The 11721-nt window shown below is 65.4% G+C and carries 12 protein-coding genes; 5 read left to right on the forward strand and 7 right to left on the reverse strand.

Annotated elements, in window-relative coordinates; genetic code table 11:
• The first annotated feature begins 25 nt into the window (after positions 1-25).
• The 5 genes from ACUXVH_RS16530 (at position 26) to ACUXVH_RS16550 (ending at position 4629) form a co-directional block, all read left to right on the forward strand.
• Positions 26-685 (forward strand): carbonic anhydrase, encoded by a 660-nt coding sequence (locus ACUXVH_RS16530; protein ID WP_011059829.1) that lies wholly within the window; start codon positions 26-28, stop codon positions 683-685.
• A 36-nt stretch (positions 686-721) separates the two neighbouring features.
• Positions 722-1192 (forward strand): cyanase, encoded by a 471-nt coding sequence (gene cynS / locus ACUXVH_RS16535; protein WP_011059828.1) that lies wholly within the window; start codon positions 722-724, stop codon positions 1190-1192.
• A gap of 208 nt (positions 1193-1400) precedes the next feature.
• A complete protein-coding gene (locus tag ACUXVH_RS16540; protein ID WP_161466750.1) occupies positions 1401-2585 on the forward strand; it encodes a cyanate transporter in 1185 nt (394 codons plus the stop codon).
• Positions 2586-2601: 16 nt separating this feature from the next.
• Positions 2602-3510 (forward strand): DMT family transporter, encoded by a 909-nt coding sequence (locus tag ACUXVH_RS16545; protein WP_445495431.1) that lies wholly within the window; start codon positions 2602-2604, stop codon positions 3508-3510.
• A 180-nt stretch (positions 3511-3690) separates the two neighbouring features.
• Entirely contained in the window at positions 3691-4629 is a 939-nt protein-coding gene (locus tag ACUXVH_RS16550; RefSeq protein ID WP_072451020.1) for a LysR family transcriptional regulator, read from the forward strand.
• A gap of 3 nt (positions 4630-4632) precedes the next feature.
• Here ACUXVH_RS16550 and ACUXVH_RS16555 read toward each other — a convergent pair whose 3' ends face one another.
• The 7 genes from ACUXVH_RS16555 to ACUXVH_RS16585 all read right to left on the reverse strand — a co-directional run bounded on the left by ACUXVH_RS16555 (position 4633) and on the right by ACUXVH_RS16585 (position 11452).
• A complete protein-coding gene (locus ACUXVH_RS16555; protein WP_011059824.1) occupies positions 4633-4998 on the reverse strand; it encodes a 5-carboxymethyl-2-hydroxymuconate Delta-isomerase in 366 nt (121 codons plus the stop codon).
• 82 nt (positions 4999-5080) lie between these two features.
• Positions 5081-6268: a low temperature requirement protein A gene (locus tag ACUXVH_RS16560; protein ID WP_015634542.1), complete on the reverse strand. Its 1188-nt coding sequence runs from the start codon at positions 6266-6268 to the stop codon at positions 5081-5083.
• A 229-nt stretch (positions 6269-6497) separates the two neighbouring features.
• Complete coding sequence (locus ACUXVH_RS16565) at positions 6498-7418, reverse strand: LysR substrate-binding domain-containing protein (RefSeq protein ID WP_011059822.1); 921 nt, start codon at positions 7416-7418, stop codon at positions 6498-6500.
• A gap of 99 nt (positions 7419-7517) precedes the next feature.
• A complete protein-coding gene (locus ACUXVH_RS16570) occupies positions 7518-8846 on the reverse strand; it encodes an MFS transporter (RefSeq protein WP_015634541.1) in 1329 nt (442 codons plus the stop codon).
• Between the two features lie 72 nt (positions 8847-8918).
• Entirely contained in the window at positions 8919-9851 is a 933-nt protein-coding gene (locus tag ACUXVH_RS16575; protein ID WP_011059820.1) for a BKACE family enzyme, read from the reverse strand.
• 99 nt (positions 9852-9950) lie between these two features.
• The gene (locus ACUXVH_RS16580) at positions 9951-10739 is read right to left on the reverse strand and encodes an SDR family oxidoreductase (protein WP_011059819.1); all 789 of its coding nucleotides are present in this window, start codon (positions 10737-10739) and stop codon (positions 9951-9953) included.
• Positions 10736-11452 carry a GntR family transcriptional regulator gene (locus ACUXVH_RS16585; protein ID WP_445495436.1) on the reverse strand — a complete coding sequence of 239 codons (717 nt, stop codon included), beginning with the start codon at positions 11450-11452 and terminating at the stop codon, positions 10736-10738. Before ACUXVH_RS16585 ends, ACUXVH_RS16580 begins: the two co-directional genes overlap by 4 nt.
• Between the last annotated feature and the right edge of the window lie 269 nt (positions 11453-11721).

The following is an 11721-nucleotide window of genomic DNA, read 5'->3' on the forward strand; positions in this document are numbered from 1 at the left end:
CCATCAGCGACGCAAGGAGAACCCCATGCAGAACATCATCGACGGCTTCCTCAAGTTCCAGCGCGAAGCCTTTCCCCAACGCAGTGAACTGTTCAAGCAACTGGCCAGCACCCAGAACCCCGGCACCCTGTTCGTCACCTGCTCCGACAGCCGGGTGGTGCCCGAACTGCTGACCCAGCAAGAGCCCGGCGACCTGTTCGTGATCCGCAACGCTGGCAACATCGTGCCCAGCTACGGCCCCGAGCCGGGTGGCGTATCGGCCACCGTGGAATACGCGGTGGCAGTGCTGGGGGTGAGCGACATCGTCATCTGCGGCCACTCCGACTGCGGCGCGATGACCGCCATTTCCACCTGCAAGTGCCTCGACCACCTGCCCGCCGTGGCCAACTGGCTGCGCCATGCCGAGTCGGCCAAGGTGATCAATGCCGCCCGCCAGCACGCCTCGCCCGCCGAGCACCTGGACGCCCTGGTGCGCGACAACGTGATCGCCCAACTGGCCAACCTCAAGACCCATCCTTCGGTGGCCCTGGCCCTGGAACAGGGCCGGCTCAACCTGCATGGCTGGGTCTATGACATCGAGAGCGGCGCCATCGTCGCCCTCGACGGCAACACCCAGCGTTTCGTCTCCCTGGCCGAGTACCCGCACACCTGTGCCCTGGCCAGCCAAGCTTCCAGCGCTGCCTGAGCAGCCCCCGTTTCGTCACTCAAGAGGAGTCACCCCATGCTGCAATCCCAATTCGCCCAAGCTCCACGCCTGGCCCTGGCCGACACCATCATCGACGCCAAGGCGCGCAAGAACCTGTCGTGGCAGGACCTCACCGACGGCACCGGGCTGAGCCTGGCCTTCGTCACCGCCGCCCTGCTGGGCCAGCACGCCCTGCCGGCCACCGCCGCCGACCTGGTGTGCGACAAGCTGGGCCTGGACCAGGACGCCAGCCGCCTGCTGCAGAGCATTCCCCTGCGCGGCAGCATCGCCGGCGGCATCCCCACCGACCCGACCGTGTATCGCTTCTATGAAATGCTCCAGGTCTACGGTTCGACCCTCAAGGCCCTGGTCCACGAGCAGTTCGGCGACGGCATCATCAGCGCCATCAACTTCAAGCTGGACATCAAGAAGGTCGAAGATCCGGAAGGCGGTTCCCGCGCAGTGATCACCCTGGACGGCAAGTACCTGCCGACCAAGCCGTTCTGACCCCGGGTTGCAGGTTGCTCCAGCGGTAGGTGCCTGCCGGGCGTGCGTATCGTCCGGTTTGCGGCCCTGCGGCCCGGATCGCAGCCTGCGGCAGCGGCTACAGGTCCGCGGTGTTATTTAGTTTTTAAATAACACCGCGGACTTTCTGATTTGCCCCCACTCCAGACCGAGCCGCCTAATCGGGTCCTTGTTTGTTGAAGGTCCGACCATGGAAAACGTTCGTGCAACTTCCCGCCCCGCACTCTGGCTGATGGTCAGTGTGATTCTGGTGGCGCTCAATCTGCGTCCGTCGATGGCCGCCGTCGGCCCGCTGCTGTCGGGCATTCGTGGCGATATCCCCTTGAGCTTCAGCCTGGCTTCCCTGCTGACCATGCTGCCGGTCATGGCCATGGGCCTGGCGATGTTCTTCGGCATGGGCATCAGCCAGCGCCTGGGCGAGCACCGCACCGTGGTCCTGTCGCTGCTGGTCATCGGCCTGGCCACGGTCTCGCGGCTGTTCATGGATTCGGCGGCCGAGCTGATTCTCAGCGCGGTGCTGGCCGGCATCGGCATCGCCCTGATCCAGGCACTGCTGCCGGCGCTGATCAAGTCGCGCTTTGCCGACAATGTCTCGTTGTTCATGGGCCTGTACGTCACCTCGATCATGGGCGGTGCAGCGCTGGCCGCGTCGTTCTCGCCCCTGGTGATGAACCACAGTGGCAGTTGGCGCCTGGCCCTGGCGATCTGGGCCGCCCTGGCGCTGCTGGCCCTGGTGTTCTGGTACGCCCAGCGCGCGGCCCTGCCCAGGCTGCCGGGCAAAGGTGGAGCACGGGAGTCCTTTGCCGGTAATCGCCGGGCCTGGCTGCTGGCGGTGTTCTTCGGCCTCGGCACCGCTTCCTACACCTGCGTGCTGGCATGGCTGGCGCCCTACTACGTGGAGAACGGCTGGAGCGAGCAGAACGCGGGCCTGTTACTGGGCTTTCTCACCGCCATGGAAGTGATTTCCGGGCTGGTCACCCCGGCCATCGCCAACCGCAGCCAGGACCGGCGCCTGGTGCTGGTGGCCCTGCTGGCACTGATCATCGCCGGCTTCTGCGGCCTGATCCTCAGCCCCAAACACCTCAGCCTGCTGTGGCCGTGCCTGCTGGGCCTGGGAATTGGCGGGCTGTTTCCCATGAGCCTGATCGTCTCCCTGGACCACCTCAGCGACCCGCGCCGCGCCGGTGGCCTGACCGCTTTCGTGCAGGGCATCGGCTACCTGATTGCCGGGCTGTCGCCGTTGCTGGCGGGCATGATCCGCGACCAGCTGGGCAGCTTCGAATGGGCCTGGTGGTCACTGGCCGCGGTGATGCTGGTGATGATCCTCATGGTGCTGCGCTTCGATCCGAAGCATTACCGCCAGCACATCCGCTGAGCCGGGAGAGGCCATCATGAACCCGGTGAACTTCACCCAGGCCAACCTCGGCATGCTGCTGTGGGCGGTGCTGATTGCCGCTTCATTCTTTGCCGCCGCCGAGGTCAGCCAGGCCATCGACCCGGTGCTGCTGACCGCCCTGCGCCTGTTGTTCTCGGCGCTGATGTTCGTGCCTCTGTTGTGGCTCAAGGGTTCGGCGCCCATGACCCTGGCCGGCTTGCGCGCCCATGGGCTGCTGGGCCTGCTGCTGGCGCTGTGTTTCGGTTCGCTGTTCGAAGCCCTGCGCTATACCTCGGCGGTCAACACCGGGACCCTGTTCACCCTGGTGCCGCTCTTGACCCTGGTGTTCGAAGCCTGGCTGCTGCCTGGCAGCGGCCAGCGGCGCCGCCTGCTGCCGATGCTGGTGGCGGGGGCCGGGGCGCTGCTGCTGATCCTCAAGGGCGGCGCGCAAGGGCAATTGCCGTCGCTGTACGCCATGGGTATCTACGCCCTGGGCTGCCTGGCCATGGCCGCCTACTCGCCGCTGAGCCAGCGCTTCAAGGCCGGCAGCCTGCAAGGGCGCAGCCCGGCGGCCATGACCTTCTGGAACATGCTGTTCGGATCGCTGTTCCTGTTTGTCGCCAGCCTGGCCAGTGGCGGCTGGCGCAGTGCCGCGCTACTGCGCGGCAACGACCTGCTGTGGCTGCTGTACCTGGCGCTGTTCGCCACCCTGGCAACCTTCTGGCTGCTGCATCGGGCCATCGGCGTCATCGCCCCGTCCACGGTGATTTCCTACATCTACCTGAGCACCCTGTTCCTCACGCTGTTCCACTGGTTGTGGCTGGGCCAGGGGCCACAGTTGACAGAAATGCTCGGCGCCCTGCTGGTGGCCCTGGGCATGCTCGGCCTGGTGCGCGGCAGCCGCCCGACAGCCGCGGCGGCCTGAAATCTACCCGGGACAAGCACCATTGCAGTGCGCGAAACTGCGCAGGTCGTGTTATCGGACATTTATGTCCCGATGCTGTCCGCGAATCCCCGCCCCGGGCATTTAATTAGGACGATCGTTCCGCTAGCATCGATCCGGTTTGCGCGCCACCGGCGCCAGGTGCTCAGCGGGATGGAACGGATGCTCATCAGCAATGTGCTCAGAAAACTCGACATGCAGGACCTCATGGTCTTTATCGCGGTGTACGAGCAAAGCAGTGTCACCGGGGTTTCGGAAACCCTCTGCGTCAGCCAGTCGACCGTCAGCTACTGCCTGAAGAAACTGCGCAACGGCTTCGAGGACGAACTGTTCATCAACACCCGCACCGGCATGCGCCCGACCTACAAGGCCACCAGCATGTACAACCACGTGCTGAGGATCCTGGAGAGCATCAACCTGTGCCACAGCGGTGTGCCGGCCTTCGACCCGACCCGCCAGGCCGTGACCTTCAACCTCTGTGCCCCGGAATACTTCGAGCTGCTGATCCTGCCGCGCCTGCTCAAGGGCTTCGACTACGCCGACCTGCCGGTAACAGTCAACGTGCAGAAGCTGGAAAGTGATATTCCCGCCGAGGACCTGCGCGATGGCAGCGTCGACCTGGTGATCTGTTTCGGGCCCGACTTCCATCGCGGCCACGCCGACTTCAAATCGCAGATGCTGCTGGAGGACGACTTGGTGTGTGTCTTCGACAAGCGTGCGACCCCGCCCAGGGAACCGCGCTTCAGCCTGCAGTCGTTCGTCGAGCGGCGGCACGTGTTTCCCACGCCCTGGACGTCGGACAGCAACATGGTGGACGGCTGGCTGGCGCGCCAGGCCCACAAGCGGCAGATCGTCGCCCGCTCCAACAGCTACAGCGCAGCGCTGAAGATGATCACCGGCACCGACTTCCTCCTCACCCTGCCCCGGCGCATCCAGGCACTGCTGGCCAACGAGGCAGTGTTCAACCATTGCGAGGCCCCCAGCGGCCTGCCGGGATTCAGCCTGGACATGCAGTGGAGCCAGCACACCGATCAGGACAGCGCGCAGACCTGGTTCCGTGAACAGATAGTCAAGGTCTGCGCCGAGCAGGGGCTGGCCTGATCCTCAGCGGCCGACGGCGGCCTTGCTGTAGGACGCGCGGTCGATATCGACGATCTCCACGCACAGTTGCACCTGGACATCCGCCGGCCATGGCGCCAGATCCTGCAACACCGCCAGCAGGCTCTCGGACAACTGCTTCTTGACCTCTGGCGAACGGCCGCTGAGCAAGGCCAGCTTGACGTGGACAAAGCCGCGCTCGCCAATCCCGGTGCCGACCCGGAACGCTTCGACCTTGACTGCGCGGCTCTTGATGTCGAACTCGTCGGAGAACTGCCCGGACGCCACCAGCCCATGATTGAGTCGCAGCAGCGCCTTGTCGACGTCCAGTTGCGGCAGGTTGGCGGTGTATTCCATATGCAGGTGCGGCATGGCAAAGCTCCCGGTCAGTCAGGGGTAAAAAGGCGCTCCATACTACACAACCCGCCCCACGCCGCCGCAGTAGCCGTTAGCCTCATTGCCTGGACGCCGCCCTTTCCCGCAGGGCGAGGGTTTCCCAGGCCGCCACCAGCAGCATCACCAGGGTGGTCAGGCTGCCCAGCGCCAGGGCGGAAAACCACTGGTTCCAGGCCGCGGGCAATAACAGCAGCAAGGCCGCGAGCCCGGCCAGGTGCGACAGCGGCGGCAACGGCCGCTCGTTCATCACCCACTTGAACAGCGCGCAACCGAGCAGGAACAGCCAGGGCCCGCCGACGATCACCAGCACCGCGGCTTGGCTGGCATGCTGCGGGTGCACCAGCACCAGTTCATCGGCTACCGCGCTGACGATGATCCCGGCGACGATCAGCACATGCAGGTAGGTGTAGGCAATACGCGCCTGGCGCCCCGGGTCGCTGGAGTGGGCGATGCGGTGGTGGGCACGCTCGGCGCCGCTGTCGAAATACACCCACCACATGGCAATGCTGCCCAGCACCGCCACCACGAAAGCCAGTACCCCTTCGGCACTGGTGGCCAGCTCGGCGAAGGTGGCGCCGGTGACCAGCAGGGATTCACCCAGGGCGATGATCACGAACAGAGCGCAGCGCTCGGCCATGTGGTTGCCTTCGACATTCCAGTCTTCCAGGGTCGAGCGGCCGAGCCCCGGCACCCAGAAATACAGCGACGGCGACAGCACCTCGATGGCCAGGGCCAGCCCCCAGCACGCCAGGCGCTGCGGGCCTTCGAGCAGGCCACCGGTGATCCAGAAAACGCCCGAGAACATCAGCCACAAGAGGATCCGCTGGAAGTTGCGGGTCATGTTCAGCGGCTCGCCGCGCACTGCCCACAGTGAATAGGCGGTGCGCCCCACCTGCATGAACACATAGGCGCCGGCGAACAGCAGCCCACGCTCGCCGAAGGCCTGGGGAATCGACGAGGACAGCAGCAACCCGGCCACCATCAGCACGAACAGGCCGAGGCGGATCGGCAGGGCTTCCGGGTCCAGCCAGTTGGTGATCCACGAGGTGAAGATCCACACCCACCACACCGCCACCATCAGCAACGCCACCTGCAGCGCTCCGCCCAGGGACAGATGAGCCAGCAGGGAGTGGGACAGTTGGGTCACGGCAAACACGAACACCAGGTCGAAGAACAGCTCGACCATGCCAACCTTGCCGCTGTCGTGGCTGCCACGCCCACGCAACAGGGAACGGGAACGACTCATGGGCACACTCCACCGATCAATGTTTCAACAGACGATCCACACAGCAAAGCAGCCGCCTGTGCCTATGCCAAGCTGGCGGCCTCCGTTCACTGCGCCGCTGCCGCAGGCTGCGACCCGGTCCGCAGGACTGGCAAGGCCGCCCACCCGATCCGCCAGGCAGACCGCATGGGCAGGTTTGGGTCCCGCTGCGCGGTCCATCGCAGCCTGCGGCAGCGGCTACCAGGCGCGATTAGCTCGCGAGGGGCGCCCGCTCGCTCATGAAGGCTTCCAGCCGCGAGCGCAGCCAGCGTTCGGCGGGGTCGGTGTCCACATGGCTGAGCCAGACCATGGACAGGTCCAGGGTCGGGGTCTTGAACGGAAACGGCTCGCAGTACAGCTGCCCCGAGGCGGCCATGGCGGCGGCGGCATAGTCGGGCAGGCTGGCAATCAGCTTGGTGCCGGCGAGCAGGGCCGGCAGCGAGCTGTACTGGGGCACCGACAACACGACCTGGCGGGTGCGGCCGATCTCCGCCAGCCACTCATCGGCGAAGCCGGCGACATTGGCGGTGTGGGACACCAGCACATGGGGCCGCGCGCAGTACTCGTCGAGGGTCAGCGGTGTGTCGCTGGCATCGGCCCGCAGCACGCTGGGCTGGATATGCCGCAGCAGCTTGCGCTTGGCGTTGGCCGGCAGGCCGCGGGTCTGGCTGATGCCCACGGTGATATCGCCGGACGCCAGTAGGTCGGGAATCCGCCAGTAGTCCACGTGCTGCACCACGACCACCACTTGCGGCGCTTCCTGGCGCAGGGCCCGCAGCAGGGGGGGCAGCAGGCCGAACTCGACGTCGTCGGACAGGCCGATGCGAAAGGTCATGGTGCTGCTGGCGGGATCGAAATCGTGGGTCAGGCTCAGGGCCGAGGACAGTGCGTCCAGGGCCGGCGACAGGTGCTGGATGATCTGCTCGGCACGGGCCGTGGGCTCCATGCGATGGCCGACGCGAATGAACAGCGGGTCGTTGAACATCGCCCGCAGGCGGTTGAGCGCGGAACTGATGGTGGGCTGGCCGAGGAACAGCTTCTCCGCCACCCGGGTGACATTGCGCTCGAGCATCAGCGCCTCGAACACCACCATCAGGTTGATATCGGCCTTGCGCAGTTCATTGCGATTCATTGATGTTGCCCCCGGTCCCCAGACGGGAAGCAGTGTAGAAAGGCCGGAGGGCTGGCGTCCAGGCAAGATCTGCCAAGCGACGCCAACCCCGGGCAGACCTCAGGCGGAGTTTCTCGCCAGCCCACTCGCCCTTTGCTCACAGCGGTCCTCCTGGCCCTGGCGCAAACGCAGGGCCGCCAATGCCGCCACCAGCAGCACCAGGGCAATCACCTTGAGGCCATTCATGGCATTGCCGGTGCTCATCTCGATCGCGCCCATCACCGAAGGGCCGACAAAACCGCCCAGCAGCCCGCAGGAATTGACGAAGCCCAGGCCACCCGCCAACGCCGCGCCTTTGAGCCGTGAAGCCGGGTACAGGAAGATGATCGACTGCACCACGAAGAACATCAGCGCCGCCACGCAGAACCCCAGCAGGCTGAACACCGGCCCGGAAAACGCCGCGATCGACAGCCCCGCCGCCATCACCAGCAAGCCACAGACCAGCAGGCGCCGCGAGCGTTGCGGGCTGTTGGCCAGCCGGGGCAAGGCGATAGCCCCGACGGCTGCGGCGATCCAGGGCAGCGAGGTCAAAAGGCCAACGCTCATGATGCTCAGGTTGCCGTACTTGCCGATGATGCTGGGGAGGAAAAAGATCACGGTGTAGATGGTGATCTGATGGCAGAAGTAGACAAAGATCGCCAGCAGGATCTGTGGCGTGAAGCATTGCCGGAACGAGTGCCCGCCCTGCCCCGCGCCCTCGTCGGCTTCCCGGGCCAGGCGCTGTTCGATGGCCGCCGCTTCCTCGGCGCTCAGCCAGGGAGCACGGCTCGGGCGGTCCGGCAGGCGCCGCCATACCACCCAGGCGAAGAACACCGCCGGCAGGCCTTCGAGCAGGAACATCCACTGCCAGCCGTGCCAGCCCAAAAGGCCGTCCATCTTCATCAGCGCCGCGCCCAGCGGGCCGCCAATGATATTGGCCAGGCACACCCCCAGCAGGAAATAGCCGGTGGCCCGGGCCCGCTGCTGGCGGTCGAACCAGTAGGTCAGGTACAGCATGACCCCGGGAAACAGCCCGGCCTCGGCGATCCCCAGCAGCAGGCGCAGCACATAGAAGGAGGTCTCGCCCTGGACGAAAGCCATGGCGGCGGAGATCAGCCCCCAGGTCACCATGATCCGGGCGATCCAGAAGCGCGCGCCGACCTTGTGCATGATCAGGTTGCTCGGCACTTCGGACAGCGCATAGGTGAGGAAGAACAGTCCGGCCCCCAGCCCGTAGGCCGCGGCGGAAATCCCCAGGTCCACATCCAGCTGATGCTTGGCCAGGGCGATATTGGTGCGGTCGAGAAAACTCAGGACATAGGCCGCGATCAGCAGCGGCATCAGCTTGAGGAACATCAGCCGGGTCAGTTGTTGCGGGTCCCGGGGCGGCGCGGCGGTTGCAGTGTTCATGGGCATATCCCTTTGTAATTGTTATGCGGGATCGCCAGCGCCCGGAAGGCGCCGGCAGCGGGCCTGCGGGGCTTAGAACGCGACCTGGTCGCGTCCCTTGAGCCCGAGCAGGGTGCGGGCTTCGTCCGCCGTCGCCACCCGGCCGCCCAGGGCCTCGATGACGCTGCGGATGCGTCGTACCTGGTCGGCGTTGCTCGCCGCCAGCTTGCCGGGGCCGTCCCATAGCGAGTCCTCCAGGCCGACCCGGGCATGGCTGCCCATGGCCAGGCCCATGGTCGCCAGGGGAATCTGGTTGCGCCCGGCGCCGAGGATCGACCAGTGATAGGCATCGCCGAACAGCCGGTCAGCGGTGCGGCGCATGTGTGCCAGGTCCTCGGGGTGGCCGCCGATGCCGCCCCGCAGGCCGAACACCGACTGGATGAACAGCGGCGCCTTGAGCAGGCCGCGCTCCAGGAAATGCGCAGCGGTGTAGAGGTGGCCGATGTCGTAGCACTCGATCTCGAAGCGCGTGCGGTTCTCGGCACAGGCGCTGAGGATATGGGCGATATCGCGGAAGGTATTGCGGAAAATCCGGTCGTCGCTTTCCTCCAGGTACGGCCGCTCCCAGTCGTGCTTGAACTCGGTGAAGCGGTTGAGCATTTCGTACAGGCCGAAGTTCATCGAGCCCATGTTCAGCGAGGCCAGTTCCGGCTTGAACTCCAGCACCGGTTGCAGGCGCTCCTCGACACCCATGGTCGGCGCGCCGCCGGTGGTGAGGTTGATCACCACGTCGCAGGCGGCCTTGATCTGCGGCAGGAAGCGCCGGAACAGCTCGGGGTCCTGGCTCGGCCGGCCGTCCTCCGGGTCCCGGGCGTGCAGGTGGACGATGGCCGCCCCGGCCTCCGCGGCGGCGATGGCCTCGGCGGCGATCTCCCCGGCCGTGACCGGCAGGTGGGGCGACATGGACGGGGTATGAATGGCACCGGTAACGGCGCAAGTGATGATGACGGGTGTTTTTCCAGGCATGACGGTACTCCGACTTTTATTCTTGATGAAAAAAATCCCAGGGTGTCGCTACAGGTTTCAGCGCCGGCGGTCCTCGCCGGCGCGGCCAGCCGGCGGGAGCTAGAGGTATTCGACGTTGCCGTCGACGCTGATCGCCTGGCCGGTGACGTTGCATGCCGCCGGCGAACAGAGGAACAGCGCCATGGCCGCCACGTCTTCGGCACTGACCATGCGCTTGAGGGAGATCTTCTCCAGGTACTGCTCGCGCATCTGCGCCACCGGTACCCCGGTCTGTTCGGCCCGGGCCTGGATCACCGCCTCCATCCGCGGCCCCTCGACTATCCCCGGCAACAGCGCGTTGACCCGGATATCGCTGGCACCCAGCTCCGCCGCCAAAGACTTCATCAACCCGACAATCGCCCATTTGGTAGCGGCATAAGGCGTGCGCCAGGCGTAGCCCAGGCGCCCGGCCACGGAGGCGATGTGCAGCAGGTGGGCCTTGTCCGAGGCCTTGAGCAGGGGCACCGCGTGGTGGGCGAAGCGGTATTGCGCGGTCAGGTTGATATCGATGGTGCGCTGCCAGTCGGCATCGCTGACGGCATCGATGCCCGCGGTCGGCCCGGCAATGCCGGCGTTGTTGACCAGCACATCGAGGCCACCGAAGTGCTGCACCTGAAGCTTGAACAAGGCTTCGATCTGCGCCGGGTCGGCGACATCGGTACGGGTTGCCAGGGCCTCGGGGTAGCGATCGCGAAAGGCCGCCAGGGCCGCTTCACTGACATCGCACACATGCACCTGGGCGCCGGCTTCAAGGTAGGCAGCGGCCAGCACTTCACCGATGCCCGCCGCGCCACCGGAAATCATCACCCGCAAGCCCGGATAAGGCTGCAAACGCTGAAGGATGCTCATGCCCGGTCTCCTTTGCGCTGAGCTGCACCGTCGCTCTTGGCCAGCAGGCGGCCCAGGGAATCCGCCGCCTGCATGATGTCGTCGGTGACCGCTGCTCGCGCCGCCGGGCCATCGCCGGCGACCAGGGCCTCGACGATTCGGTTGTGGGCTTCCATGGAACGTTGCAGGTGGGCCTTGTCCGGCGCCACCAGGGCGAAGCAGGGGCCCATGTGCAGCCAGAAGTTCTCCACGGCGGCCATGGTCAGTTCGGCCCGGGCCACCGCATAGATGCGCCGGTGGAAAGCGAAGTTGGTCCACAGGTAGCGGGAGACATCCACCTCGTCGGCGGCCTTCTGCATCTGCCGGCAGAGATCGGCGATCTCCTGCATATCGGCCTTGTGCAGATGCTGCACGGCCTTTTCCGCCAGCAGCCCCTCCAGGGCCACCCGTGCATCACGGATTTCCCGCAGGCGCTCCACCGTCATCATGCGTACCCGCAGGCGGGAGGTTTCCGTGACCTCGAAGGCATTTTCCGCACTCAAGCGCTGCAGGGCTTCGCGCACCGGCATCGGGCTGGAACCCAGGGCTTCGGCCAGGCCACGAATGGTCAGTTTCTGGCCGGGCTGGAATCGGCCACTCATCAAGGCTTCGCGAATCTGTCGATACACCTGTTCCTGCAAGGTATCGCGAGAAACCTGACGCAAGGTAGGCAGGGGGATAGGACCTTCGGACATGGGGGTGACACCTGTGTTGTGATTCTTGTGGGCAGCAATATGTGATCACAAATCAAATATGTCAAATATTCATCCTCACGTCTCTGAAGCAATCAAGGGCTTAAATCAAGTAAAAAGAATCTTTTTATTCCGCACTGCGAAACACTATTCCGTATTGACCCACTAATTTATTGATGACAGGATTATTTTCACCAGCCGATTCAAACAGCGGAATCCAATCCTGATTTCCGTTCAGCGCCCGGAGCCCCCTGGGCAACCATCGGCCTCAC

The organism is Pseudomonas sp. 8(2025), assembly GCF_052665325.1.